This is a genomic window from Blastococcus brunescens (assembly GCF_035320885.1).
GTDB lineage: Bacteria > Actinomycetota > Actinomycetes > Mycobacteriales > Geodermatophilaceae > Blastococcus_B > Blastococcus_B brunescens.
This window is the reverse complement of record NZ_CP141261.1, coordinates 4,047,932-4,072,067: the sequence shown is the minus strand read 5'-3', so window position 1 is coordinate 4,072,067 and position 24,136 is coordinate 4,047,932. Positions and strand designations below refer to the sequence as shown.

Sequence of the window (24,136 nt, the reverse complement as noted above, 5' to 3'; positions counted from 1 at the left end):
CGAGTGCGAGTCCGAGGATATCCGGCATGCGTGTACGAGTTCAGCTGGGACCGGCGCATCCGCCGGCCGCGCCGGCGCGAGAGCGAGCGGTCGGCCGACCTGGAACTGCGGGCCCTCCGGGGCCAGCTGGCCAGCCTGCAATCGGCCGGCACCGACCTCGTCGCCAGCGATGACGTGGACAGTGCGCTGCACCGGATCGTCACCCGCGCCGCCGAGGCCGTGCTCGCCCCGGCGTACCTCCTGGCGGTCACCGCGCCGGGCAGGGAAGAGCCGCTGGTGCACAGCGCCGGCGTGCCCGAGGCCGAGGTGCGGGGCCTGGCAGCGAACCTTCTGGCCGGCGGTGACCTCGGCCAGGGCGCCGTCGTCGTCGACGTGGCCTCGGCGCGTCGCTCGCACGGTCGGCTGGCTGCCCTCTACGGCACCAACTACGGCGCCATGGGCGACGAGGCCTCCATGCTCGCCGCCTACGCCGGCCACGCGGCGGCGGCCCTCGACCTGATCATCGCGCTGGAGGAGGCGCGTCTGGAGGCCACCCGGGCCGGAGCCCTGCTGGAGCTGGCGCACGAACTCGCCGCCGCCACCGACGCCGCGGCGGTGACCGACGTCGTCGCCGCGGCGCTACCGCGCATCGTCGGCTGCACCCGCTCGAGCATCCTGCTGTGGGACCCGGGCGCCGGCGTGCTCCGCGCGTCGGCCTCGTTCGGCATGACCGACGAGCAGAGTGCTCTGCTGCACGGCGCCGAACTTCGCCCCGAGGACACCCCCGAGCTGGTCGGCATCCTGACCGACCGGACGCCGCTCATCATCGACGACTCGACCAGCAGCCCGGCCCTCCGGTCGCTGCTGAAGGCCATCAGCAGCACCGACGTCGTCGCCGTCCCGCTGCTCGCCGGCAGCACGTTCCTCGGGGTGGCGACCGCCGGCTGGCAGGCCGGCGAGGCGCCGCCGTCCCTCGACGGCGATGTGCTGGTGCGCCTGCGCGGTGTCGGCGACCAGGCGTCGACCGCGCTGCAGAAGGCACGGCTGCTCGAGACGGTGAGCCACCAGGCCACGCACGACGCCCTCACCGGCCTGCCGAACCGGGTGCTGTTCCTCGACCGGCTGGCGACCGAGCTGCCCGGTGCCCGGCACGGAGCGCAGCTCGGCGTCCTCTTCTGCGACCTGGACCGCTTCAAGGAGGTCAACGACTCGCTGGGGCACGCGGCCGGCGACGAGCTGCTCCGTCAGGTCTCCGCACGGCTGCGCTCGGCGGTGCGCCCCGTCGACACCGTCGGCCGGCTCAGCGGGGACGAGTTCGCGATCATCCTGCCCGGTCTCGCGCACCCCGAGGACGCCCACGGGCTCGCTGCGCGGGTGTCGGCGTGCTTCGCCGAGCCGTTCCGTCTCGAGGGCGTCGACGTCACGGTGGGCACCAGCGTGGGCGTGGCGGTGCACGGCGACGGCCGGGAGCGCACGGCCGAGCAGCTGCTGCGCGAGGCGGACGCCGCGATGTACCTGCAGAAGCAGCGCAGCTCGCCCGGCGCACGCACCTCCCGCCCCGGATAGGGGCGGCCCTCAGGTTCGCAGGCGGGCGCGCAGCGCGGCCTGCTCGTCGGCGCCGAAACCGTGCGCGTCCAGCCAGCCGAGCGGGCCGCCGTGCCGCTCGTCGAGCAGCGTCAGCACCCGGTCCATCGTCTCCGCCCGAGGCGTGTGGACGGCGACGTCCCGGCGCTCCATGTCCTCGGCGTAGGTCGGTGACGCGGCGAGCTTGGCCACCAGGGCGTCGATGATCTCGGCGGTCATGGCGTAGTCGGCCACGATCTCCTCGTGCGGCACGCCCGCGACCGCCAGGGCCAACGCGCAGACGACACCGGTGCGGTCCTTGCCCGCGGCGCAGTGCACGACCGAGGCGCCGGACGCCGTGCTGATCGCGCGCAGTGCACCGACCACGTTGTCCGCCCGGTGCGAGAGGTAGCCCAGGTAGGAGCGCACGGCCGGGGACTCGCCCTCGTCGTGCTCGGCCACCTGCCGGGGAGCAGCGACTCCATCCAGCCGGCCGGCAGGTCGAGCTCGGCGGGATCCTCCTCGACCGCGAAGACGTCGGTGTGGTGCCCGCGCTCGGGCAGCAGGCTGAAGTGCCGGTGCCCCACCTGCGGGACGTCGCGCAGCGGACCACGCCCTCGAGCAGGATCTCCGCCGTCGTGCGCAGGTCGATCACCTGGCGAAGACCGATCCCGTCGACCAGGCGCCGGATGTCGTCCGGGCTGAGGGTCTGCAGGTTGTCGCTGCGCAGGATCCGGCCCGGCAGCGTGCGGCCGCCGTCCGTCGTGGGCAGCCCGCCCAGGTCGCGGGTGTTGGTGGTGCCGTCGAGCCGCACCCAGCGGCCGGTGCGGATGGAGGTCACCCGACGACGGTACGGCGTGGCTCGGCGGAGGAGTCGACGACGGTGCGAGATGGTGGTGGACGCCACTGGAACGCCGCAGGGTGTGGGGCAACCCCACATGGGCGCCTGATCCGCGTCTCCATACGCTGTGGTCCAGCCCACTTGTGCACCCGCGCACACCGGAGGAGACCGCCATGTCCCGCACCCGTTCCAGGTCCGTCACGCTCGCCGTGGCGACAACCGGCGTCCTCGCTCTGAGCGCAGCCTGTGGCAGCCCGGGCGCCCCCGCCGGGAACGGCGGCGGGAGCGGCGGAGGCGACGAGGGGGCGCCGGTGCAGGTCGGCCTGGTCACGTCCATCTCCGGGCCGCTGGCCGCCTACGGCGAGCAGTACCTCCAGGGCTTCGAGGCCTGCCTGGACTACGCGACCGACGGGTCCGGGGAAGTCGGCGGGCGGCCCATCGAGATCATCGAGCGCGACGACGCAGGAGACCCGGCCAAGGCCGTCGCCGAGGTCACCGACCTGATCGGCCAGGGCGTTCAGATCATCGCCGGCTCGGCATCGTCCGGCGTCGCCACCCAGGTGGCGCCGCTGGCCGAGCAGAACGACATCCTCTTCATCTCCGGACCGGCCGCCACCGACGCCCTGACCGGCATCAACGGCAACACCTTCAGGTCCGGCCGGCAGACCTACCAGGACGTCCGGACGGCACAGTCGTTCATCGGCGAGGCCACGGGCAAGACCGTGCTCGTCTTCGCGCAGGACAGTGCCTTCGGCCAGGCCAACGTCGCGGCGGTGACCGCGGTGCTCGGCGACGAGGCCGGGGCCACGGTGACCCCGCTGCTGGTGCCGGCCGGCGCGACCGACCTCACGCCGTTCGCCGCCCAGGCGCGCGATGCCGGGGCCGACCTGACCTTCGTGGCCTGGGCTGGCGAGACCGCCCCCGCCATGTGGCAGGCCATGGGACAGCAGGGTGTCTTCGACGCGACCAGCGTCGTCACCGGACTGGACCTGCGGGCCTCCTACCCGACCTACGGCGAGCAGGCCGCCCAGCTCAACTTCCTCTCGCACTTCTTCGCCGAGGCGGTCGACAACGAGGTCAGCCAGGCGATGGCCGAGCGCGTCGAGGAGGCGGGGGCGTCGTCGACATCTTCACCCCCGATGGCTGCAACGCCGCCCAGATGATCGTGCGCGCCGTCGAGGAGGGCGGGGACGACGTCGCCGGGATGATCAGCGCGCTCGAGGGATGGACGTTCGACGGCGCCAAGGGCGAGATCACCATCCGCGAGGAGGACCACGCCATGCTGCAGCCGATGTTCCAGGCCACCCTCGAGCAGCAGGGCGAGGAGTTCGTCCCGGTCCTGGTCGACACGCTCGACCCGGAGGAGACCGCTCCGCCGGTCGCCTCCTGAGCAGGGACGAGGACTCGCACGTGGCCACCAGGACCACCCGGCACCGGCCGCCCGCCCCGCTGCGGGCGCGCCGGTGCTGCGGGTCGAGAAGCTGACCTGCGCGATCGGTGGGGCGGTCATCGTCGACGACGTCGGCTTCGACGTCGCCCCCGGTGAGTTCGTCGCCGTCATCGGGCCCAACGGCGCAGGGAAGACGTCGCTGTTCAACCTGCTGTCCGGGCTGCTGCCGGTGACCAGCGGCACCGTCACGCTGGCCGGTACCGACATCACCCGGGAGAGCCCTCGGCACGGGCCCGCCGGGGCCTCGGCCGGACCTTCCAGGCGTCGTCGGTGTTCGTGGGGCTCACCGTCCGGGAGAACGTCCGGCTGGCCGCCCAGGCCAAGCTGGGCGGCAGCATGCGGCCCTGGCAGCGGGTCCGGCCCGGCGACGCCGCGCACGAGGTGGCCGGGCGCTCCCTGGAGCGGGTGGGCCTGGCCGCCCGCGGTGAGGACCTCGCCGGTGCGCTCTCGCACGGCGACAAGCGCAAGCTCGAGCTGGCCATCCTGCTGGCCACCGATCCCGCCGTCGTCCTGCTGGACGAGCCGATGGCCGGCGTCAGCATCGAGGACGTCGCCGGGCTGACGGAGGTCATCGCCTCGGTGCACCGCGAGGAGGGCAAGACGGTGCTGATGGTGGAGCACCACATGGACGTGCTGCTCGGCCTCGCCGACCGCGTCGCCGTCATGCACCACGGCAAGCTCCTGGCGCTCGACACCCCGGCGAAGGTGACCAGCGACCCCGCCGTGCAGCAGGCCTACCTGGGGGAGCAGCTGTGACGGAGACCCCGCTCCTGCGGATGAGCGACGTGCACGTGCGGCTGTCGGGCAGCCACATCCTCCAGGGCGTGGACCTCAGCGTCCGGCGCGGCGGTGTGACGGCGCTCCTGGGCCGCAACGGCGCGGGCAAGACCACGACGGTCAAGGCGATCCTGGGCCTCGTCCCCGCAACCGGCGTCGTCGAGTTCACCGGCGACGACGGCCGGACCGAGCGGCTCTCGGGCCGGCGGACCCACGAGATCGTGCGCCGCGGGATCGGCTACGCGCCGGAGGACCGGGAGGTCTTCGCCGGCCTGACCGTCGCCGAGAACCTGACCCTCGCCGAGCGCCGCGACGCAGCCCACCACCAGGAGCGGGTCTTCGAGCTGTTCCCCGAGCTGAAGCAGCGGAGCAAGCAGCTCGCCGGGACCCTTCGGGCGGCCAGCAGCAGATGGTCGCGATCGCGCGACTGCTGCTCAACGACAACCAGCTGCTGCTGATCGACGAGCCGACCAAGGGCCTGGCGCCGCTGCTCGTGGCCGAGGTGGCCGACGTGCTGGCCCGCGCGGCCGAGGAGGTGACGATCCTGCTCGTCGAGCAGAACCTGACCGTCGTCCAGCGGATGGCGCACGACGCGGTCGTCGTCGACCAGGGCCGGGTGGCGTGGACCGGGTCCGCGGCCGGGCTGCTGGCCGACGCCGATCGCACCCGCGAGCTGCTCGGCGTCGCCTCGAGCGGAGGTGCGCACGCAGTGGGCGAGCGTGCGAGCCCACCGGAGACGGAGCGACCTGTCGGCATGCGGGCGACGAGCGCCAGCGAGGAGCAGGTATGACGACCGTCGTGCTCCTGACCGTCACCGGGCTGGGTCTGGCGGCCCTGTACTTCCTCGTCGCGTCGGGCCTCTCGCTGATCTTCGGCCTCATGGGCGTGCTGAACTTCGCCCACGGCGCCTTCCTCACCATCGGGGCCTACGGCACCTGGTGGGCGGCCGAGAACCTGCCGGGGGCGGGTTCGACCGGATGGGGCTTCGTCCTGGCCGTCGTCTTCGGCGTCGCCGTCGGCGCGCTGGTGGCGGCCCTGATCGAGCTGTCGCTCATCCGTCCGCTCTACGAGCGGCACATCGAGCAGGTGCTGGTCACCGTGGGCCTCAGCCTGGCACTGGTCGCGCTGGTGCGGGCCATCTGGGGGCCGACCCCGGCCGTTCCCGCGGCCGGAGTGGGCCCAGCGGACGACGTCGGTCCTGGGCGCCAACGTGCCCAACGACCGCTTCCTGCTGATCGCCGCCGCGGTCGTGGTGCTGGTCGCCGTGCTGGCCTTCCTGAGGTTCACCCGCGTCGGCCTCATCATCCGTGCCGGCGTCGAGAACCGATCGATGGTGACCGCGCTGGGGATCGACGTCCGGAAGGCCTTCACGCTGGTGTTCGCGATCGGTGGGGCGTTCGCCGCGCTGGCCGGGGCGCTGGGGGCATCTACCTCGGGTCGATCTCGCCCGGGCAGGGCACGTCGCTGCTGATCTTCGCCTTCATCGTGGTCGTGATCGGCGGGATGAGCTCGATCACCGGCACGGCAGCGGCTGCGGTGCTGGTCGGGCTGGTGCAGCAGTTCGCGAACTACTACGCCGCGAGCGGGGTGGGTGACCTGTCGGTGGTGCTGCTGCTGGCGGTGGTCCTGCTGGCCCGTCCCAGCGGTCTGACGGCGAGGTTGGCGTGAGAGGCAGCGGCATGAACCGGATGGGTGTGCGGTGGCTGACGCCGCTGGTCGTGCTGGTGGTCCTGGCGCTGTTGCCCTACTCCACGCTGCGGATCCCGGGTCTCTTCGACGGGGTCCTCAACAGCCCGGGCACGCTGCAGTTGCTGGCGCTGTGCCTGGTCTTCGGCGGGGTCGCGCTCTCCTTCGACCTGCTGTTCGGCTTCACCGGGCTGCTCTCGTTCGGACACGCGCTGTACTTCGCCGCCGGGACCTACGTCGCCAACCTGGCCCTGACCGAACTCGGCTGGGGCCTGGGGGCGGCGATCGCCCTCACCACCGTGGTGGGCGTCCTCCTCCCCTGCTGATCGGCGGCGTCGCCCTGCGGGTGTCCGGCATCGCCTTCTCGATGGTCACGCTGGCCACCGCTCAGGTCGGGTCGATCATCGTGCTGCAGGACCCGGGCGGTCTGACCGGCGGCGAGGAGGGCCTGGCGGTCGACCGTGACCCCTCCCCGACGCACTCATCGGGGTCTTCAACACGGTCAACAAGTACTGGCTGGCGCTGGCCTACCTCGTCCTCGTCTACCTGGTCGTCGCCTGGGTCACCAGCTCGCGGGCCGGGCGCGTCTGGCAGGCGATCCGCGAGAACGAGCGCCGGGTCGAGGTGCTCGGTCTGCGGCCCTACCGCTTCAAGCTGCTGGTCTTCGTGCTGGCGGGTCTCCTGGCCACGCTGGGCGGCATCGTCCACCTGCTGCTGCTCGGTGGCTCCACGCCACGGGTGACGACCGCCGACTTCACCATCGGCCTGCTGGTCATGGTGGTGCTCGGCGGCGCGGGCAGCCGGTGGGGCGCGGTGCTGGGCGGCGTGCTCTACACCTACCTGGACAGCCGGCTGACCGACCTCGCGAGCTCGCCCGCCGTGCAGGACCTGCCGGCCTGGCTGCGGATCCCGCTGTCGGAGCCGCTGTTCCTGCTGGGCACGCTGTTCGTGCTCGTCGTCCTCTTCGTGCCCGGCGGCATCGCGGGACTCGTGGCCCAGCTGCGGGAGCGCCGAGCGGGCCGGCGCCCGAGAGGGGACGACGGCCCGCAGCCGGGACGGGTGGTGGAGCAGCTGCGCGACCAGGTCACCGCGGGCACCGGCGGGGCGGGCCTCGAGACGGCGTCTGAGCTCCTGCCTGACGCACTCGACCTCGCGGTATCGCCGTCGTCCTCACCGTGTACCACGAGGACCGGCACCACACCGCGAGGTCGACCCGTCTCAGCGGAGCAGTGCGTCGCAGACGTCGAGGAGGCGCTGCCGGAGGACGGCGCCCCGCTCGGCGAACCCGCGCTGCGCGGCGACGTACTCGGCCTTTCCCTCGGGGGTCTCGATGGCGACCGGTGCGTACCCGTGCGCGGCGAGGTCGTACGGCGAGGCCTGCATGTCCAGCTCCCGGATCTCGACGGCCAACTCGAAGCAGTCGGCGACCAGCTCTCCCGGGGTCGCCGGGCTCAGCTTGTAGGCCCACTTGTAGAGGTCCATGCCGGCGTGCAGGCAGCCCGGCTGCTCGAGCTCCGGCTGGCTCTCGCGGGTGGGCTGCAGGAGGTTGCGGCCGACCGCCGGTGGCGTGAAGAAGCGGAACGCGTCGAAGTGCGTGCACCGGATCGGGTGCGCCTCCACGACCTCGTCCGTCCCGGCCTGCCCGAGCCGAAGAGGGACCGCGTGCCGGGTGCCGGTGTCCCGGTAGACCATCGCCCACTCGTGCAGGCCGAAGCAGCGGGTGGACGCCGGGCGGGACGCCGTGGCGGCCAGCAGCCGACGCACGAAGCGGACGGTGTCGCCGCGGTCGGCGGCGAAGGTCGCTACCTCGAGGCGCACGGTCGCGCCGTCCGCCGCGTACCAGCGCCAGTCGGCGTGCGGTGCCGGCGCGGCCAGTGCGACGCCCGGTCCGGGGTGCCAGCGGCGCAGCCGCCCCGGCGTCTCGGAGTAGTACGTGAACAGGAAGTCGAGTACCGGGTGCGCCTCACCCCGGCGGCGGCGTTCGAGGTGCGGCGCCGTCCACCGGTCGATCCTCGCCGCGTGCGCGGCCGTGCGAGCCGTCCACTCCTCCCGCGTCAGCACGGTCGGGGTCAGGACGGATCGCACCGGCCCAGGGTAGGAGGCCCGCTCCAGGGCACCGTCCGGAGCGTGCGGAGGGGTGGGAGGCGACCTTCTTCAGACCGCTGACGTGCCGGTGAGCCGGTGCAGCCGGAGCGCGAGCTGCACCTCGAGGGCGCGCTCCGGCGAGGACCATTCCTTGCCCAGGAGCCGGCTCACGCGGTCGAGGCGCTGGGTGACGGTGTTGACGTGCAGCCGCAGGGTCTCGGCAGCCCGCGCGGGAGAGCTCCCCGCGTCGAAGAACGCCTGCAGCGTGCCCGCGAGATCGGTGCCTCGCTTGGCGTCGTACTCGAGCACCGGCGCGAGGGTCGCCTGCACGAACCCGCGGACGTCACGGCCGTCGCCGACCAGCAGGCCGAAGAAGCCCAGTTCCTCCGCGCTCGCCGCCTCACCGGATCGGCCGAGGGCGACGAGCGTCGCGACACAGCGTGCGGCCTCCGCGTGCGCCGGCGCCACGGCCGATGGACCGCGGGCCGGTCCGGCGCCACCGACGGTCACGGTCCCGGCCCCGGCGCTGCCCAGCTCCCGGCGGACGGCCGATGCCGCGGTCCCCGCGTCCACGTCGGGCAGGCAGAGGACGACGGCGCCGTCGTGCGTTCCGGCCAGCCCGCCCTTCGTCGCCGCCAGGTGCGTGGCCGCAGCCAGCGCCCGCGCCCGGCATCGCTCCTCGACGCGGGCCACGACGACGGTGTGCGGCCGGTCCAGGTCCGCCCCCAGCCGACGGGCGCGTTCCCGCACCCCGTCGGGGTCGCGCACGGTGGCCCCGAGCAGCTCCTCCAGGAGTTCCCGCGTACGCGGTTCTCGGCCTCGCCGGCCGTCCGGCGGATGAGCAGGAGCAGGGCGGTCACGAGGGCCGCGCGCTCGAGGATGCGCTGGTCGGCCTCCGACAGCTCGTCGGCACGGTGCAGCACGAGCCCACCGAGCAGCTCGCTGTCCACCGTCACCGCCGCGGTCCACCAGCTTCCGTCGCGCACGGTGCGGCCGGTGGAGCGGGCGAGGGTGAGGGCCCCGGCGGGGTCCGGCGGCAGCTCGGCGTCGGCCTCGTCGTCGGAGCTCCGGTCCTCCGCGGGAGTCACCCGCCCCCTTCGTCGAGGACGGTGATGGTGCCGCCCAGCGCCTCGGTCACGGCGGCCGCGACGTCCTCGACGCCCCCGCCCCGCAGGACGACGTCGATGAACCGGTCGTGGGCGCCGGCCGCCCGCTCGACCGACGCGGTGTAGGCGCGCAGCTCCCGGCTGGCCGAGGACAGCTCGTCCAGCGCGGCCCGCGTCTCCTCGAGCAACCGGGCGTTGTCGAGGGCGATGGCCGCGTGTGCCGCGAGCGATCCCAGCAGCGACACCTCCGAGCGGTCGAACGTGCGCTCGGCCCGGTCCGCGGCGAACAGCACCCCGATGACCTGGGAGCCGCGGATCAGCGGTACCCCGAGGATCGCGACGAGCCCTCGTCGTGGACGCCGTCGTTGATCTCGTCGGTGTGCCGGAAGCGGGCGTCGGTGAAATAGCTCGCCGTCGCGTACGGCGCCGCCGTCTGGGCCACCAGGCCGCCGAGTCCGGCACCCATCGGCAGGCGCAGCGCCTGGAAGCGGGCGGAGACGGAGCCGTCGGTCACCCGCATGTAGGTGTCGCCGGCTGCGAGGTCGTTCAGCGTCAGGTACGAGACGTCCGTGCCCAGCAGCTGGCGGGCCCGCCGCACGATCGCCGTGAGGACGGAGTCCACGCCGCGCAGTGCGGCGAGGTCGCTGGCGGTGTCGAAGAGGGCCGACAGCTCCGACTCACGACGACGGCGCGCGGCGAAGGCCTCGCGCACCTCCAGCGCCAGCAGCTTCACGCGTTCGAGCTCGGCGAGCTCGTCGCCGTCGGCACCGGCAGCGCGCGCCCGGACCACCGGCCGCTCGTACTCGATCGCCGCCGCGTCCTCCAGCAGCAGCTCGAAGTACTCGGCGGCCCGCGCCGCCGCCGGGCGTGGTCCGTCGCCGGGAGCGGGAACGGCGGGGGACCGGGTCACGACCGGCATTCTCGCCGGTCGCGCACTCAATGGGCGCTCCACCCGCCGTCCATCACCAGAGAGGTGCCGGTCACCGAGGCCGCGGACGGCGAGCACAGCCAGGCCACCGCGTCGGCCACCTCGGCCGGTTCGATCAGCCGCTTCACCGCTGCGGGGGCCAGCATGATCTGTTCCACGACCTGGTCCTCCGACAGCCCGTGCGCCTTGGCCTGGTCGGCGATCTGCCCCTCCACCAGCGGCGTCCGCACGTAGGCCGGGTTCACGCAGTTCGAGGTGACGCCCCTCCCGGCGCCCTCCAGTGCGATCACCTTCGACAGGCCCTCCAGTCCGTGCTTGGCCGCGACGTAGGCGGACTTGTACGGAGACGCGCGGAGACCGTGGACCGAGCTGATGTTCACCACGCGTCCCCAACCCCGCGCGTACATGTGCGGCAGGGCCCCGCGGGCCAGCCGGAACGGGGCCTCGAGCATCAGTCGCAGGATGGCGGAGAACCGGTCGACGGGGAACTCGTGCACCGGGGCCACGTGCTGGAGACCGGCGTTGTTCACCAGGATGTCCACCGCGAGGTCGAGGGCGTCGGCAGCCTCGAGGTCGGAGAGGTCCACGGCAACGGCCGTGCCACCGACCTGGGCGGCCACCGTCTTCGCCGCCTCCGCGTCGCGGTCGGCGACGACCACGTCGGCCCCGTCCCCGGCGAGACGGATGGCACAGGCGCGTCCGATGCCCGACGCCCCGCCCGTGACGAGTGCGCGACGTCCGAGCAGGGGACCGTTGACCGCCATGGTGGGGACGCTAGGCCGCCACTGCGCCGCACCACACGGCGCATGCGCACACAGCTGGCGTGGATGTGATGGTGTGCGAGCACACGGTCGAGCCCCGACGGGTGCCCGCAGGAGGGGTGGGCGCCCGCGGGGGACATGGCGGCCTCCCACATGGGGCCGTCCCGCTCGCGTCGTCGCCGGGAAGCCGGGGCTCCTGCTGGGAGACTCGGCCGACCGGCGACGACGACCTGCGGAGGCTCCGACGATGCGTGTGACCGATCCCGACCGGCGCAACCTGCTCGAGGGCAAGGTGGCGCTGATCACCGGCGGCGGCGGCAGCCTCGGCCGGGCGGCGGCGCGGCTCTTCCTGAAGGAGGGCGCCCGCGTCGTGCTCTCCGACCGCGATGCCGACGCCCTGAAGGTGGCCACGGGCGCGCTCGACGACGTGAACGTGTCCACCGTCGTCGGCGACGCCACCAGCGAGGACGACGTCGCTGCGGGCGTCGACGCGGTGGTCGAGCGGCACGGACGGCTCGACGTCGTCGTCGCCAACGCCGGCACGCCCGCGACCGCCGCACCGATCACCGAGTTCGCCGTCGAGGAGTTCGACCGGACCTTCGCCGTCCACGTGCGCGGGGTCTTCCTCGCCTGCAAGCACGCCCTGCGGGCCATGGAGGACGGCGGCAGCATCGTGATCGTCAGTAGCGTCGCCGGGCTGCGGGCCGACCCGGGGTCAGCGCCTACGTGTCGGCCAAGCACGCGCAGGTGGGTCTGATGCGCTCGGTGGCCAAGGAGGCCGCGGCCCGCCGGATCCGGGTGAACACCATCCATCCCGGGCCGGTCGCCAACGACTTCCAGGCCGGGATCGAGGCGCGGCTGACGCCGGTGCTGGGCCAGGACGCCACCCGGTTCTTCGACGAGCGGATCCCGCTGGGCCGGCATGCCCGCCCGGAGGAGATCGCGACGTCGGTGCTCTACCTGGCCTCGCACCAGAGCAGCTTCACCACCGGCAGCACCCTCGTCGTCGACGGCGGGATGAGTACGTAGGTCCGCACGACGTGGTGGGACGGCCCTCCTGCAGGCGCCCGTCGCGAGCGTGCGAGCGGCGGGGGCAGGAGAGTCCTTTCTCAGTCGGGCGTGTTGCCCGGCCGGACGATGCCGTCGTCCTGCTGGGCGTCGTCGTCGGTCGTGAGGGTTGCCTCCGACTCGGGACCCTCCTGCTGCGCGCCGCCGGGGCCGACGTCGCCGTCGGTGGTCTCGGGCGATTCGCCGTAGCCGGTCGGATCTGACTCGCTCATGGGGCTCCTCGGGGTCGCTGATCGGCTGACGTCGGGCGTCTCATGCCCCGCCCGGCGGGTCCGCACGCTCGGCGCGTGCGACGTCGCTGTCGGCCTTCGCGGGCAGGTCGTCATCCTGGGCGGTGTCCCGCTCGATCGCCTCCTCCGCGGTGAGCGGCACGTCGGCGAACGAATCGTCGGTGGAGCTGTTGTCTCCGGTGCCAGAGGCGGTCGGGATGTCCTGCTGGATCCGGTCACTGCCGGCCGGGTCGGTCATGGCTGGTCCTCCTGTCAGGCGGGTGCCCCTCCCGTGCCCCGCTCGACGATTCCGCGAACGCGAACCGGCCGCCTCCCTCGTGGGAGACGGCCGGTTCATGTGCGCGCGGCTCAGAAGGCGGCTTCGTCGATCTCCATCAGCGCGTTGTCGGTGTTCTCGACGATGGTCCGCTCCGAGGTCAGGCGCGGCAGCACCTGGGTGCAGAAGAAGCGGGTCGCGGCGAGCTTGCCCTCGTAGAAGTGCCGGTCCGCACTCCCGACCTCACCGGCCAGGGCCGCGAGCGCGACCTCGGACTGGCGGACCAGCAGCCAGCCCGTGATGAGGTCACCCGCGGCCAGCAGCAGCCGGGAGGTGCTCTGCGCGACCTTGTACAGCGAGGTCATGTCCTCCTGGGCCGCGGTCAGGTGGCCGAACATCGCGGTGAGCATGCCCTGGACGTCCGACAGTGCGGTGCCCAGCAGCCCCGCTCCTCCTTGAGCCGCCCGTTGCCGACCTCGCCGTCGACCGTGGCCTGGATCTGCTCGGCCAGCCAGGTCAGCGCGACCCCGCCGTCCTTGACGATCTTCCGGAAGAAGAAGTCCTGCCCCTGGATCGCCGTGGTGCCCTCGTAGAGGGTGTCGATCTTGGAGTCGCGGATGTACTGCTCGATCGGGTAGTCCTGCAGGAAGCCCGAGCCGCCCAGGGTCTGCAGCGACTCGGCGGTCAGCAGCTGGGTGGCCCGCTCCGAGCCGAAGCCCTTCACGATGGGCAGCAGCAGGTCGTTGATCCGCCCGGCCAGCTTCGCGCGCTCGCCGTCGCCCTCACCCGCGGCCTCGGCCTCGGTGATCTGGTCGCGGAAGCTCGCCGCGTACAGGTACAGCGCGCGCATGCCCTCGGCGTAGGACTTCTGCAGCATCAGCGAGCGGCGCACGTCCGGGTGATGGGTGATGGTCACGCGCGGGGCGTCCTTCGACGTCGCGGTGAGGTCGGCGCCCTGGACGCGGGTCTTCGCGTAGTCCAGGGCCACCTGGTAGCCGGCGGACAGCGTGGCGATGGCCTTGGCGCCCACGAACATGCGGGCGTGCTCGATGACCTTGAACATCTGCGCGATGCCGTCGTGCACCTCGCCGACGAGCCAGCCCTGGGCGGGCACCGGACCGTCGCCGAACGTGACCTCGCAGGTCGTGGAGACCTTGAGGCCCATCTTCTTCTCGACGTTGGTCACGTAGGCGCCGTTGCGCTCGCCCAGCGCGCCGGTCTCGAGGTCGACGTGGAACTTGGGGACGACGAACAGCGACAGCCCCTTGGTGCCGGCCTTCGCACCTTCGGGGCGGGCCAGGACCAGGTGGATGATGTTGTCGCTGAGGTCGTGCTCGGCGGAGGTGATGAACCGCTTCACGCCGGTGATGTGCCAGGAGCCGTCGGCCTGCTGCACCGCCTTGGTGGTGCCGGCGCCGACGTCGGAGCCCGCGTCGGGCTCGGTGAGGACCATCGTCGCGCCCCACTGGTGCTCGAGCATGAGCTCGGCCAGGCGCTTCTGATCCGGTGTCCCCAGCTCGTCCAGGATCGCCGCGAACGCCGCACCCGAGCCGTACATGAAGACGGCGGGGTTGGCGCCCAGGATCATCTCGAAGGCGGCCCAGGTGAGCACGTGAGGGGCGCCGAACCCGCCGAGGTGCTCGGGCAGGTCGAGGCGGTACCACTCGCCGTCCTCGACGGCCTTGACCGACTTCTTGAACGACTCCGGCAGCGACACGGAATGGGTTGCCGGGTCGAACACCGGCGGGTTGCGGTCGGCGTCGACGAAGGAGGCGGCGACCGGGCCCTCGGCCAGCTTGCGGACCTCGGCCAGGACACCCCGCGCGGTCCCGGCGTCCATCTGCTCGAACGGCCCGGTGCCGAACCGGTCCTTGGTGTCAAGGAACTCGAAGAGGTTGAACTCGAGGTCCCGGAGGTTGGCGGTGTAATGCGTCATCGAGCTGGCTCCCGTGCTCCGTGCGGTGGCTGGCGAAGACCTACTCGCCAGTAACAAACGGTATTACCCACCGGTAGCAACGGCAAGACCCAGGCCCGACAACATGCCGGGAGTGTCGATCTCCCTCCTGCGGGTCAGCGCTTCCTGCGCCGACCCCGGACGGTCATCACCGCGTCCAGCAGCCCGACGATCGCCCCGCCCAGGACGGCCGCGATCAGCAGGGCCACGACGAGGGAGCCCGCACGTCGGCAAAGACCAGGCTGATCTCGACGGTCTGGGTGTTGAAGACGACGAACAGCACCAGGATGACGGTCACGAAGATCAGCAGGGCCAGCGCCAGGGTGCGCCCGATGGCCCGGCCGGCGTGCCGGGCCGGGCGGTCGCCGCCGGAGGTGCCTGCGGGGCCGGAGGCGGGGGCCGGGCCGTCGGGCCCCGTGCCGCTCATCGGCGGAGGGGTCGGGCGCTCGCCGAGGGGCGCTCTGGTCGTCGGGTCGGATCCGGGGGTGGCGGCGGGGCGCGGCTCGGGGGTGCTCACGGGTCGAGTCTCCTGCTCAGAGCCCCTCCGCGCAGCCCGTCCCGTCGTCCCGTCGGCGTCGATCCGGTCTCAGTTCGCGTCCGGCTCGGTCTCCGCGGGCGGGTAGCTCGGGCCGGCGATCCCACCGGCCGGTCCCGGCTCGCCGCCCTGGGAGTCCGGGTCCGCCGGCGGCGCCGTGTCGCTGCCGAGCGGCTGAGCCTCCCGGTCCGGGGCGGCGGTGTTCTCGTCCGGCATGCTCATCGTCACAGTGTCGCCCGCCGTGCCACCCGCCGCTCAGGCGGCACCCGATGATCAGGTTCCCTGATCAATCCGGGTCCTTCCGCACCGTCGACTGCGAGGGAGGACCCCTGACGGTCAGGGACCCTGATCATCGGCTCGCTCAGTCGGCGAGGGCGGGGCCGGCCTCGTGGCGGGGGTGGCCGCCGGTCCGCTCGCGCTGCTTCATCCGGGCTTCGTACACGTGGCGGTCGCCGCCGGCCAGCTCGTTCCTGGCGCGCTCGTCGAGCGCCCGGAACGCCGTCCAGTAGTTGGCGTCGTAGTCCTCGACGATCTGGAAGGTCCACCGGTCCGCGACGACGTTGCGACCGACCAGGTCCCGGTCGAGGTCGTCGGCGAGGGTGGTCTGCCCGGCCTCCCGCAGCAGTGCGACGGCGTCCTGGAGCAGCAGGTCCGCCTTGCCGGTCAGCTGGTGGAAGCCGTACAGGAGGCCCCGGGCCTGGTCGACCGTCTCGAGCGCCTCGGAGAGCTTGCCGAGGCCCTCGACGGTGGTGTCGTCGAGGTCGGGCCGGGTGCGGTCGTTCGTCACCCGCTCATCGTGCGGGGCGGCGCCGAGGACCGCTCGTCAGTGGACGGTCAGAGCTGGCTCTGCGCGATGCCGATGAGGCGTTCGGCCAGCTGGCGGCCGTGGGAGGCGGGGCCGTCGGGCCCGAGCAGCCCCCGGAGAGGTACATGCCGTCGATGATCAGGTGCAGCTGCGCGGCGAGGGCTTCGCCGTTGCCCGGCGCCACCTGATCCGCGAGCCGCTCGAGGCGGCTGTACAGCTCGAACTTGTAATCGGCGGCGGCGCTGCGGGCAGGGTGCTGCGGATCGTCGTACTCACTGCTCACGTTGTTGAACGGGCAGCCGCGGAAGCCGGTGCGGGTGACGTCGCGCTCCACCGCGTCCACGACCGAGAGGAGGGCCGCCCGCGGGTCGCCCTCCAGGCGGACCAGCTCGGCATCGATGAAGGCCAGGACGGTGGCGGCCTTCCGGGAGAGGTACGCCCCGACCAGGTCGTCCTTGCTCTTGAAGAGCCGGTAGACCGTCATCTTGCCCAGGCCGGTCTCGCGGACGAGCTCGTCCATGCCGACGCTGCGGGAGCTGCGGCCGGCGAACAGCCGTTCGGCGGTGTCCAGGACGATCGCCTGACGCTCGGCCCGGCTCCGGCGGACGGGAGCGCAGGCGAGGGCGTCCGTGGCCAGGTAGGCGTCGTCGGCGGCGAGGAGCGGGGCGGCGGTCACCCGGCGATGGTGCACCAGATCCGTGACGGAGCAGTTCACGGCACGCCGACGGAAGTAGCTCTGGGTGACCAGTGGCTTGCGAGATGCCCGGGGCGCCGGGGAGTCCTGGGGCCGATGTGGCGACGCAGCGTCACGGTCGCGGCAGGACGGCGCTGGAGCGGCCACCCGTCAGGGGCCCGCGCCGAGCACGCGAGGCGTGCGGGGAAGGGTGGTCCCTCGTCAGTTCCGGCGGATGCGGCGAGGGTTGGCCAGCATGCGGGCGACGCTCACGGCCGCCGGCTCCGGGGTGTGCGATTCCTCGGTCTGGGCCTCGGTGGGGTCGTCGGACACTCGTACCTCGCGCTGTGTGGCCTCCATGTGCCCCAGCGTGCCCTCCGCGCGCGGCCGGGGAAACGCCCCGAAGGCGTGATCTCCCCGCACGGGCTGAGACATCGATCACCTCCGCGCAGGTCGGAGGCGTGCGGGCCGTCAGCGGAAGGCCGCCACCAGCGGATCCCAGAGAGCCAGCGGCGCGGGATAAGAGGCGTACACGCTGAAGCGGTCGACCACCCCGTCGAACCGCCGGCGGACGGCGGCCGGCACCTCGTCCGGTTCTGCGACCACGGCGAAGGTCGCCAGGACGTCGTCGTCGACGAGGTCGCGCATCGCCGTCCACTTGTCCTCGCGGCGGGTCACCGACAGGGCGTGCAGCTCGTCGGCGAGGGCGTCCCAGCCGTGCAGCTCGAGCACCGGACGGTAGGCCGGCGTGCTCCCGTAGAACGCGATCGTGGCCTTCACCGCGGCCGCGGCGTCGGCGCGCTCCTGGTCGGTCCGGCCCGAGACGACCAGGCCGGGGAGGGTCACGGTGACCTGGTCCCGGGTCCGGCCGGCCGCCGCCAGACCTTCCGCGAGTGCCGGCAGCGTGCGCTCGCGCAGGTACCGCTCGGTGGTGAAGCCGTGCACCAGGAGCCCGTCGGCGACCTCGCCGACGAGCTTCGTCATCGCCGGTCCCACTGCGGCCAGGTAGACGGGGGCGGTCCCCAGGCGTGCGGGTCGGGCGCGAACATCGGCGTCATGAGCGTGTGCCGGTAGTGCTGGCCCTGGAAGCGCAGCGGCGTCCCGTCCTGCCAGGCCGACCAGATCGCCCGCAGGGCAGCGACGTACTCCCGCATCCGCGCGACCGGAGGGCTCCACGGCATGGAGAACCGCCGCTCCACGTGCGCCTTGATCTGGGTGCCGAGCCCGAGGACGAACCGGCCGCGGGTGTAGCGCTGCAGGTCGTAGGCCGTCGTCGCCAGCGTCATCGGTGAGCGGGCGAAGGCGACGGCGATCGCGGTGCCCACCTGGATGCGCTCGGTGGCCTGCCCGGCCGACAGCAGGGGAAGGAACGGGTCGTGGTCGACCTCGGAGGCCCACACCCCGGCGTAGCCCCGTGCCTCCAGGTCGCGGGCGGTGGCCGGGATGTCGTCGATCCCGGTGGAGAGCAGCGCGGCGTCGAGGAGCACGGCCGGCAGCCTGCCGTACCGGGGTGGACGCTGGCCAGAGGGAGCCGACCGTCCGTACGGTCACGACGTGGTCGCCACTCCGTTCGCGTCCGGTGGATCCGAGGGACCGCGCCGGGACAGCCGGCGTGCCGACATCCTCGACGCCTTCACCCGGGCCGTCGCCGAGCGCGGCTACGACGGGACCAACTTCGGCGACCTGGCGCTGGAGCTCGGGATCAGCAAGGGCACGATCGTGCACCACTTCGGCACCAAGGACCGGATGCTGCGCGAGCTGCACGAGAGCTACATGCGCCGCCGGCTGGCCGAGGTCCGGGTCGTGTGGGAGCGGCTGACCGGTCCGGCGGAGCGGCTGGCCGCGTTCGTGCACCTCGGCGTCCGGTACCAGGTCGTGGACCGGGCGGCGACCGTCGCCTTCCAACGCGAAGTGCTGCGCTTCGCGGCCGAGCCGGGGATGGAGACCTCGCAGTCCCTGCGTGGCGAGTACCGCGAGCTGGTCGAGCAGGTGCTGTCCGAGGGCACCGCGGCGGGGAGTTCCGGCCGGGTGACGACCGGCTGCGCACCCTGCAGCTGTTCGGCTCGGTGCACTGGATGTGGACCTGGTTCGACCCCGAAGGTCCCGCGGCGCGGCGGAGGTGGCGGCGTCCTTCGTCGACACGTTCCTGGCGGGCGTGCTGACCGACCCGACGGCCGTGGCGCTTCTCGCGGACCCGGGCGGGGAGGTCGCCCGGGTGGTGGCGGACGCGGTGGCCGCTGGGCGGACCACGGGCCTTGACGGCGACGCAGGTCACGCAGGAGGCTGACCGTACGGGCGGTCAGTGCCGACTGCGGTGATCGGAGGAGGTGGCGGTGCCCGACCGTTCGCAGCTCCTGGCCGACCTGCTCGCCGACCTCGCCGCCGAGGGTGCGGCCCTCGACGCCGTCGTCACCGACCTCGAGGACACGGCCTGGCTGGGGCCGACGCCGGCCGACGGCTGGACCGTCGCCCACCAGATCGCCCACCTGGCCTGGACCGACGAGCAGGCGCTGCTGGCGGCGACCGAGCCCGAGGCCTTCACCGCGGCCCTGGCGGGGGCGCGGGTGACGACCCTGGTGGACGACGCCGCCGCGGCCGGCGCGGCTCAGGAACCCGAGCGCCTGCTGGCCCGCTGGCGGGCGGGCCGGGCGGAACTCGCCCGACGGCTCGCCGGGCTGCCGGACGGAGCGAAGCTGCCGTGGTTCGGCCCGCCGATGAGCGCGGCCTCGATGGCCACCGCCCGGTTGATGGAGACGTGGGCGCACGGTCTCGACGTCACCGACGGCCTGCGCCGGCCGCCTGCGGCGACCGTCCGCTTGCGGCAGGTCGCGCACCTCGGCGTGCGCACCCGCGACTTCGCGTTCGGCCAGCACGGTCTGCCGGCGCCGGACGAGCCGTTCCACGTGGAACTGACCGCGTCCGACGGGTCGACGTGGGCATGGGGTCCCGAGGACGCCGCGCAGCGGGTGACCGGACCGGCCCTGGACTTCTGCCTCCTCGTGACCCGGCGTCGCCACCGTGCCGACCTCGCGCTGCAGGCCACCGGCCCCGACGCCGACCGCTGGCTCGACCTGGCGCAGGCCTTCGCGGGTCCGCCGGGGAGCGGCCGCGCCGCGGGGTCGCGCGCGTGATCGGGCCGCTGCGCATCGGCAACGCGTCGGGCTTCTACGGGGACCGGCGGGCCGCGGTCCGGGAGATGCTCGAGGGCGGGCCGCTCGACGTCCTCACCGGTGACTACCTGGCCGAGCTGACCATGCTCATCCTGGGCCGGGACCGGATGAAGGACTCCTCCCTGGGCTACGCGCGCTCCTTCCTCGCGCAGATGGAGGAGTGCCTGGGCCTGGCCGCCGACCGCGGCGTGCGGATCGTCGTCAACGCCGGCGGCCTGAACCCGGCCGGCCTGGCCGCTGCCCTGCGCGAGCTCGCCGCGCGGCTGGGGCTCCCCACCGCCGTGGCCTCCGTGGAAGGGGACGACCTGCTGCCCCGCGCCGGCGAGCTCGGGCTCGGCGCGCCGCTCACCGCGAACGCCTACCTCGGTGCCTTCGGCATCGCCGAGTGCCTGCGGGCCGGAGCGGACGTCGTCGTCACCGGGCGGGTCACCGACGCCTCGCTCGTCGTCGGTCCCGGGATCGCCCACTTCGGCTGGGGCCGCGCCGACCTGGACGCCCTGGCGGGGGCCGTGGTGGCCGGGCACGTGCTCGAGTGCGGGACGCAGGCCACCGGCGGCAACCTCTCGTCCTTCGACGAACACCCGCTCGAGCAGCTGCTGCACCCCGGCTTCCCGCTGGCCGAGCTGCACGGCGACGGCTCCAGCGTGATCACCAAGCACCCGGGCACCGGCGGCGTGGTCGACCGGGACACCGTCACCGCCCAGCTGCTCTACGAGATCGCCGGTCCGCGGTACGCCGGCCCCGACGTGGTGGCCCGGTTCGACACCATCGAGCTGACCGACGAGGGCCCCGACCGCGTGCGGATCTCGGGTGTGCAGGGGAACCGCCGCCGCCGACGACCAAGGTCTGCCTGAACGCGCTCGGCGGACACCGCAACGAGGTCACCTTCGTGCTGACCGGCGACCGGATCGACGCGAAGGCCGGGTACGCCCGGGCCCAGTTCGAGTCGGCGCTACCCGTCCGGCCGACGGAGCTGGTGTGGTCACGTCTCGGGGTGCCCGATCCCGACGCGGACAGCGAGTCGGGCGCCAGCGTGCTGCTCCGCTGCCAGGCCTTCGACCCCTCGGCCGACGTCGTGGGCCGGGCGTTCAGCGGCGCCGCGGTGGAGATGGCGCTGGCGAGCTATCCCGGCTTCCACCTCACCGCGCCGCCCGGCAAGGGATCGCGGTACGGCGTCTACACCGCGGCCCACGTGCCGCAGGAGGCGGTGCCGCACGTCGCCGTCCTGCCCGACGGCAGCCGCGTCGACGTGGGCCCACCGGTGACCACCCGCCCGCTCGAGGAGTTGCCCTCCGGACAGTCGTGCTCTGCCCCACCGGTGGGGCAGAGCACAACTGTCCCGGGACCTGTCCGGCGGGCGCCGCTCGGGGCGGTGGCGCGGGCGCGCAGCGGGGACAAGGGCGGGACGGCGAACGTCGGGCTCTGGGCCCGCACCGACGAGGCGGCCGCCTGGCTCGCCGCCGTCCTGACGCCCGAGACGGTGCGGGAGCTGCTGCCCGAGGCCGCCGAGCTGCCGGTGACGGTGCACGTCCTGCCGAACCTGCGCGCGGTCAACGTCGTCGTCGACGGACTGCTCGGGCGCGGTGTCGCGGCCAGCGCCCGCTTCGACCCCCAGGGCAAGGCGGTCGGTGAATGGATCCGCGGCCGCACCCTCGACGTCCCGGAGGAACTCGTGCCGACCGAGCTCGCGAGGTCGGACGTGGGCGCAGCACCGTCGGGCACCAAGGCGACGAGCGCCGGCGAGGAGGCGCTGTGACCGTGTTCCGGTCGGCGCTGGACACGACGTCGGCGGAGTTCTCGGCCAACCGCGAGGCCATGCTCGACGCCCTCGCGGCGCTGGACACCGAGCACGCCAACGCCCTGGCCGGCGGTGGGGACAAGGCCGTCGCCCGGCACCGGAAGCGGGGCAAGCTGCTCCCGCGGGAACGGATCGAGCTGCTGGTGGACCCCGGCAGCCCGTTCCTGGAGCTCTCCCCGCTGGCGGCCTGGGGCAGCGACTTCGCCGTCGGGGCCAGCGTCGTGACCGGCGTCGGGGTGGTCGAGGACGTCGAGTGCGTGCTCATCGCCAACGACCCGACGGTCCGCGGCGGGGCGAGCAACCCGTGGACGCTGAAGAAGACGCTGCGCGCGCTGCAGATCGCCCGGGAGAACCGCCTGCCGGTGATCCAGCTGGTCGAGTCCGGCGGCGCCGACCTGCCCACGCAGAAGGAGATATTCATCCCGGGCGGCCAGCTCTTCCGCGACCTCACCCGGCTCTCGGCCGCCGGCATCCCGACGATCGCGCTGGTGTTCGGCAACTCCACCGCCGGCGGGGCCTACGTGCCCGGCATGAGCGACCACGTGGTCATGGTCGACGGCGGCGCGAAGGTCTTCCTGGGCGGTCCGCCGCTGGTCCGGATGGCCACCGGCGAGATCGCCGACGAGGAGGAGCTCGGCGGCGCCGCGATGCACGGCCGGACGAGCGGGCTGGCCGACCACGTCGCGGCCGACGAGCGGGACGCGCTGCGCGTCGGCCGCCGGATCGTCGCCCGGCTGAACTGGCGCAAGCGCGGGCCGGGTCCGGGGACGTCGATCGCGCCGCGTTCCGACGAGGAGGAGCTGCTGGGCCTCGTCGGTACCGACCTGTCCCGGCCGTTCGACCCGCGCGAGGTGCTCGCCCGCGTCGTCGACGACTCCGACATCGACGAGGTCAAGCCCCGCTACGGGCCGAGCCTGGTCACCGCCTGGGCGCGCATCCACGGGCGCCCGGTCGGCGTCCTGGCCAACGCCCAGGGCGTGCTGTTCAGCCAGGAGGCGCAGAAGGCGGCGCAGTTCATCCAGCTGGCCAACCAGACCGACACCCCGCTGGTCTTCCTGCACAACACCACCGGCTACATGGTGGGCCGGGAGTACGAGCAGGCCGGGATCATCAAGCACGGCGCCATGATGATCAACGCCGTCTCCAACAGCCGGGTGCCGCACCTGTCGGTGCTGCTCGGCGCCTCGTACGGGGCCGGGCACTACGGCATGTGCGGACGTGCGTACGACCCACGGTTCCTGTTCGCCTGGCCGTCGGCCAAGTCGGCCGTCATGGGCCCGGCGCAGCTGGCCGGCGTGCTGTCGATCGTCGCCCGCGCCGCGGCGGAGGCCCGAGGGACGCCGTTCGACGAGGAGGGGACGCCGCCATGCGTGCGGCGGTCGAGGCGCAGATCGAGGCCGAGTCGCTGCCGCAGTTCCTCTCCGGCCGGGTCTACGACGACGGGATCATCGACCCCCGCGACACCCGGACCGTGCTCGGCCTCTGCCTCTCGGCGATCAGCAGCCGCGAGATCGAGGGCGTCGGCGCCGGTAGAGGGGACGCCGGCTACGGCGTCTTCCGGATGTGACCGAGCAGATGATCACCCGAGTCCTCGTGGCCAACCGCGGCGAGATCGCCCGCCGGGTCTTCCGCACCTGCCGCGACCTCGGCATCGGCACCGTGGCGGTCTACTCCGACGCGGACGCCGACAGCCCGCACCGCGCCGAGGCCGACCGCGCCGTGCGGCTGCCCGGCTCGGCGCCGGCCGAGACCTACCTGAGGGTCGACCTGCTCCTGGACGCCGCCCGCGCCGCCGGCGCCGACGCAGTCCATCCCGGTTACGGCTTCCTGTCGGAGAACGCGGAGTTCGCGCAGGCGGTGCTCGACGCGGGGCTCACCTGGATCGGGCCACCGCCGGCGGCGATCGCGGCGATGGGCTCGAAGGTCGAGGCCAAGGAGCTCATGGCCGGCGCCGGCGTCCCGGTGCTGCCGGAGCTCGACCCGGCGGCCGTCACGGAGGCCGACCTGCCCGTGCTGATCAAGGCCTCCGCGGGTGGCGGCGGCCGGGGCATGCGCGTCGTGCGGCGGCTGGCGGACCTGCCCGGCGAGATCGCCACCGCCCGGGCGGAGGCGGCGTCGGCCTTCGGCGACCCGACGGTCTTCTGCGAGCCCTACGTCGCGGCGGGCCGGCACCTGGAGGTGCAGGTGCTCGCCGACGCTCACGGCACCGTCTGGTCGCTGGGCGAGCGGGAGTGCTCGCTGCAGCGCCGGCACCAGAAGGTGGTCGAGGAGACGCCGTCCCCGATGGTGGACGACGCCCTGCGCGCCGAGCTGTCGGAAGCGGCCGTGGCGGCCGCGAAGGCCATCGACTACGTCGGGGCGGGGACGGTCGAGTTCCTGGCGCGGCCTGACGGGACGTTCTGGTTCCTCGAGACCAACACCCGCCTGCAGGTCGAGCACCCGGTCACCGAGTGCGTGACGGGCCTCGACCT

At 73.4% G+C, this 24,136-nt stretch carries 25 protein-coding genes and 10 pseudogenes; 17 read left to right on the top strand and 18 right to left on the bottom strand.

What is annotated here, in order from left to right; genetic code table 11:
* The first annotated feature begins 30 nt into the window (after positions 1-30).
* The gene (locus U6N30_RS27345; protein ID WP_324274747.1) at positions 31-1,545 is read left to right on the top strand and encodes a sensor domain-containing diguanylate cyclase; all 1,515 of its coding nucleotides are present in this window, start codon (positions 31-33) and stop codon (positions 1,543-1,545) included.
* Between the two features lie 9 nt (positions 1,546-1,554).
* Here U6N30_RS27345 and U6N30_RS27340 read toward each other — a convergent pair whose 3' ends face one another.
* Entirely contained in the window at positions 1,555-2,004 is a 450-nt protein-coding gene (locus tag U6N30_RS27340) for a tyrosine-protein phosphatase (protein WP_324274746.1), read from the bottom strand.
* 223 nt (positions 2,005-2,227) lie between these two features.
* Positions 2,228-2,482 (bottom strand): annotated as a pseudogene (locus U6N30_RS27335) (tyrosine-protein phosphatase); the annotation flags it as partial.
* Between the two features lie 74 nt (positions 2,483-2,556).
* Between U6N30_RS27335 and U6N30_RS27330 the strand changes: the two are divergent.
* From U6N30_RS27330 to U6N30_RS27290, 9 genes and pseudogenes are all read left to right on the top strand, one after another.
* Positions 2,557-3,773, top strand: a pseudogene (locus U6N30_RS27330) (substrate-binding domain-containing protein).
* Between the two features lie 73 nt (positions 3,774-3,846).
* A pseudogene (locus tag U6N30_RS34710) lies at positions 3,847-4,044 on the top strand (ATP-binding cassette domain-containing protein); the annotation flags it as partial.
* Positions 4,045-4,070: 26 nt separating this feature from the next.
* Positions 4,071-4,352: pseudogene (locus U6N30_RS27320) on the top strand (ATP-binding cassette domain-containing protein); the annotation flags it as partial.
* Positions 4,353-4,358: 6 nt separating this feature from the next.
* Positions 4,359-4,589 carry an ABC transporter ATP-binding protein C-terminal domain-containing protein gene (locus U6N30_RS27315; RefSeq protein ID WP_324278495.1) on the top strand — a complete coding sequence of 77 codons (231 nt, stop codon included), beginning with the start codon at positions 4,359-4,361 and terminating at the stop codon, positions 4,587-4,589.
* A 20-nt stretch (positions 4,590-4,609) separates the two neighbouring features.
* Positions 4,610-5,068 (top strand): ATP-binding cassette domain-containing protein, encoded by a 459-nt coding sequence (locus U6N30_RS27310; RefSeq protein WP_324274743.1) that lies wholly within the window; start codon positions 4,610-4,612, stop codon positions 5,066-5,068.
* Positions 5,020-5,400: an ATP-binding cassette domain-containing protein gene (locus U6N30_RS27305; protein ID WP_324274742.1), complete on the top strand. Its 381-nt coding sequence runs from the start codon at positions 5,020-5,022 to the stop codon at positions 5,398-5,400. Before U6N30_RS27310 ends, U6N30_RS27305 begins: the two co-directional genes overlap by 49 nt.
* Positions 5,397-6,278 carry a branched-chain amino acid ABC transporter permease gene (locus tag U6N30_RS27300; protein WP_324274741.1) on the top strand — a complete coding sequence of 294 codons (882 nt, stop codon included), beginning with the start codon at positions 5,397-5,399 and terminating at the stop codon, positions 6,276-6,278. The genes U6N30_RS27305 and U6N30_RS27300 overlap by 4 nt, the downstream gene beginning before the upstream one ends.
* 11 nt (positions 6,279-6,289) lie before the next feature.
* Positions 6,290-6,622: an ABC transporter permease subunit gene (locus U6N30_RS27295; protein ID WP_324274740.1), complete on the top strand. Its 333-nt coding sequence runs from the start codon at positions 6,290-6,292 to the stop codon at positions 6,620-6,622.
* 157 nt (positions 6,623-6,779) lie between these two features.
* Positions 6,780-7,127: pseudogene (locus tag U6N30_RS27290) on the top strand (branched-chain amino acid ABC transporter permease); the annotation flags it as partial.
* A gap of 387 nt (positions 7,128-7,514) precedes the next feature.
* Here the strand turns inward: U6N30_RS27290 and U6N30_RS27285 are convergent.
* From U6N30_RS27285 to U6N30_RS27265, 5 genes and pseudogenes are all read right to left on the bottom strand, one after another.
* Entirely contained in the window at positions 7,515-8,381 is an 867-nt protein-coding gene (locus U6N30_RS27285) for a 3-methyladenine DNA glycosylase (protein ID WP_324274738.1), read from the bottom strand.
* A 69-nt stretch (positions 8,382-8,450) separates the two neighbouring features.
* Complete coding sequence (locus tag U6N30_RS27280; RefSeq protein ID WP_324278494.1) at positions 8,451-9,131, bottom strand: PucR family transcriptional regulator; 681 nt, start codon at positions 9,129-9,131, stop codon at positions 8,451-8,453.
* 334 nt (positions 9,132-9,465) lie between these two features.
* A pseudogene (locus tag U6N30_RS27275) lies at positions 9,466-9,915 on the bottom strand (GAF domain-containing protein); the annotation flags it as partial.
* Positions 9,804-10,397: a hypothetical protein gene (locus U6N30_RS27270; protein WP_324274737.1), complete on the bottom strand. Its 594-nt coding sequence runs from the start codon at positions 10,395-10,397 to the stop codon at positions 9,804-9,806. The gene U6N30_RS27270 and the pseudogene U6N30_RS27275, both read right to left, overlap by 112 nt.
* A gap of 26 nt (positions 10,398-10,423) precedes the next feature.
* Entirely contained in the window at positions 10,424-11,179 is a 756-nt protein-coding gene (locus U6N30_RS27265) for a 3-hydroxybutyrate dehydrogenase (RefSeq protein WP_324274736.1), read from the bottom strand.
* Between U6N30_RS27265 and U6N30_RS34705 the strand changes: the two are divergent.
* Positions 11,100-12,205, top strand: a pseudogene (locus tag U6N30_RS34705) (SDR family NAD(P)-dependent oxidoreductase). The gene U6N30_RS27265 and the pseudogene U6N30_RS34705 overlap by 80 nt on opposite strands.
* A gap of 80 nt (positions 12,206-12,285) precedes the next feature.
* On the opposite strand, the gene U6N30_RS27250 reads toward U6N30_RS34705, so the two are convergent.
* From U6N30_RS27250 to U6N30_RS27200, 11 genes are all read right to left on the bottom strand, one after another.
* Positions 12,286-12,456: a hypothetical protein gene (locus U6N30_RS27250; protein ID WP_324274733.1), complete on the bottom strand. Its 171-nt coding sequence runs from the start codon at positions 12,454-12,456 to the stop codon at positions 12,286-12,288.
* 40 nt (positions 12,457-12,496) lie between these two features.
* Positions 12,497-12,712 carry a hypothetical protein gene (locus U6N30_RS27245; RefSeq protein ID WP_324274732.1) on the bottom strand — a complete coding sequence of 72 codons (216 nt, stop codon included), beginning with the start codon at positions 12,710-12,712 and terminating at the stop codon, positions 12,497-12,499.
* A 110-nt stretch (positions 12,713-12,822) separates the two neighbouring features.
* Positions 12,823-13,140, bottom strand: coding sequence for an acyl-CoA dehydrogenase C-terminal domain-containing protein (locus tag U6N30_RS27240; RefSeq protein WP_324274731.1), 318 nt, complete (start codon positions 13,138-13,140; stop codon positions 12,823-12,825).
* Entirely contained in the window at positions 13,113-14,666 is a 1,554-nt protein-coding gene (locus U6N30_RS27235) for an acyl-CoA dehydrogenase family protein (RefSeq protein WP_324274730.1), read from the bottom strand. Before U6N30_RS27235 ends, U6N30_RS27240 begins: the two co-directional genes overlap by 28 nt.
* A 214-nt stretch (positions 14,667-14,880) precedes the next feature.
* Positions 14,881-15,201 (bottom strand): LapA family protein, encoded by a 321-nt coding sequence (locus tag U6N30_RS27230; RefSeq protein ID WP_324274729.1) that lies wholly within the window; start codon positions 15,199-15,201, stop codon positions 14,881-14,883.
* 69 nt (positions 15,202-15,270) lie between these two features.
* Positions 15,271-15,441: a hypothetical protein gene (locus tag U6N30_RS27225; protein WP_324274728.1), complete on the bottom strand. Its 171-nt coding sequence runs from the start codon at positions 15,439-15,441 to the stop codon at positions 15,271-15,273.
* A gap of 139 nt (positions 15,442-15,580) precedes the next feature.
* The gene (locus U6N30_RS27220) at positions 15,581-16,006 is read right to left on the bottom strand and encodes a hypothetical protein (protein WP_324274727.1); all 426 of its coding nucleotides are present in this window, start codon (positions 16,004-16,006) and stop codon (positions 15,581-15,583) included.
* Positions 16,007-16,010: 4 nt separating this feature from the next.
* Positions 16,011-16,700, bottom strand: coding sequence for a TetR/AcrR family transcriptional regulator (locus U6N30_RS27215; RefSeq protein WP_324274726.1), 690 nt, complete (start codon positions 16,698-16,700; stop codon positions 16,011-16,013).
* A gap of 219 nt (positions 16,701-16,919) precedes the next feature.
* Positions 16,920-17,132 (bottom strand): hypothetical protein, encoded by a 213-nt coding sequence (locus U6N30_RS27210; RefSeq protein ID WP_324274725.1) that lies wholly within the window; start codon positions 17,130-17,132, stop codon positions 16,920-16,922.
* A 36-nt stretch (positions 17,133-17,168) separates the two neighbouring features.
* Positions 17,169-17,702, bottom strand: coding sequence for an LLM class flavin-dependent oxidoreductase (locus U6N30_RS27205; RefSeq protein WP_324278493.1), 534 nt, complete (start codon positions 17,700-17,702; stop codon positions 17,169-17,171).
* Entirely contained in the window at positions 17,678-18,184 is a 507-nt protein-coding gene (locus tag U6N30_RS27200; protein ID WP_324274724.1) for an LLM class flavin-dependent oxidoreductase, read from the bottom strand. The genes U6N30_RS27205 and U6N30_RS27200 overlap by 25 nt, the downstream gene beginning before the upstream one ends.
* A gap of 67 nt (positions 18,185-18,251) precedes the next feature.
* Here U6N30_RS27200 and U6N30_RS27195 point away from each other — a divergent pair, with 67 nt between their 5' ends.
* From U6N30_RS27195 to U6N30_RS27170, 6 genes and pseudogenes are all read left to right on the top strand, one after another.
* Complete coding sequence (locus U6N30_RS27195; RefSeq protein ID WP_324274723.1) at positions 18,252-18,956, top strand: TetR/AcrR family transcriptional regulator; 705 nt, start codon at positions 18,252-18,254, stop codon at positions 18,954-18,956.
* Positions 18,957-19,030: 74 nt separating this feature from the next.
* Positions 19,031-19,828, top strand: coding sequence for a TIGR03084 family metal-binding protein (locus tag U6N30_RS27190; protein WP_324274722.1), 798 nt, complete (start codon positions 19,031-19,033; stop codon positions 19,826-19,828).
* Positions 19,829-19,893: 65 nt separating this feature from the next.
* Positions 19,894-21,029: pseudogene (locus U6N30_RS27185) on the top strand (acyclic terpene utilization AtuA family protein); the annotation flags it as partial.
* Between the two features lie 30 nt (positions 21,030-21,059).
* Positions 21,060-21,623 (top strand): AtuA-related protein, encoded by a 564-nt coding sequence (locus tag U6N30_RS34700; RefSeq protein ID WP_422678151.1) that lies wholly within the window; start codon positions 21,060-21,062, stop codon positions 21,621-21,623.
* 59 nt (positions 21,624-21,682) lie between these two features.
* Positions 21,683-22,951 (top strand): annotated as a pseudogene (locus U6N30_RS27175) (acyl-CoA carboxylase subunit beta); the annotation flags it as partial.
* A gap of 289 nt (positions 22,952-23,240) precedes the next feature.
* Positions 23,241-24,110, top strand: a pseudogene (locus U6N30_RS27170) (ATP-binding protein); the annotation flags it as partial.
* Positions 24,111-24,136: the final 26 nt, after the last annotated feature.

Bases quoted from the DNA above. Each gene is read 5' to 3' on its own strand.
- U6N30_RS27315 (WP_324278495.1), top strand. From the start codon at position 4,359: ATGGCCGGCGTCAGCATCGAGGACGTCGCCGGGCTGACGGAGGTCATC.
- U6N30_RS27310 (WP_324274743.1), top strand. From the start codon at position 4,610: ATGAGCGACGTGCACGTGCGGCTGTCGGGCAGCCACATCCTCCAGGGC.
- U6N30_RS27305 (WP_324274742.1), top strand. From the start codon at position 5,020: ATGGTCGCGATCGCGCGACTGCTGCTCAACGACAACCAGCTGCTGCTG.
- U6N30_RS27300 (WP_324274741.1), top strand. From the start codon at position 5,397: ATGACGACCGTCGTGCTCCTGACCGTCACCGGGCTGGGTCTGGCGGCC.
- U6N30_RS27295 (WP_324274740.1), top strand. From the start codon at position 6,290: ATGAACCGGATGGGTGTGCGGTGGCTGACGCCGCTGGTCGTGCTGGTG.
- U6N30_RS27265 (WP_324274736.1), bottom strand. From the start codon at position 11,179: ATGGCGGTCAACGGTCCCCTGCTCGGACGTCGCGCACTCGTCACGGGC.
- U6N30_RS27250 (WP_324274733.1), bottom strand. From the start codon at position 12,456: ATGAGCGAGTCAGATCCGACCGGCTACGGCGAATCGCCCGAGACCACC.
- U6N30_RS27245 (WP_324274732.1), bottom strand. From the start codon at position 12,712: ATGACCGACCCGGCCGGCAGTGACCGGATCCAGCAGGACATCCCGACC.
- U6N30_RS27240 (WP_324274731.1), bottom strand. From the start codon at position 13,140: ATGCTCACCGCGATGTTCGGCCACCTGACCGCGGCCCAGGAGGACATG.
- U6N30_RS27235 (WP_324274730.1), bottom strand. From the start codon at position 14,666: ATGACGCATTACACCGCCAACCTCCGGGACCTCGAGTTCAACCTCTTC.
- U6N30_RS27225 (WP_324274728.1), bottom strand. From the start codon at position 15,441: ATGAGCATGCCGGACGAGAACACCGCCGCCCCGGACCGGGAGGCTCAG.
- U6N30_RS27210 (WP_324274725.1), bottom strand. From the start codon at position 17,132: ATGTCTCAGCCCGTGCGGGGAGATCACGCCTTCGGGGCGTTTCCCCGG.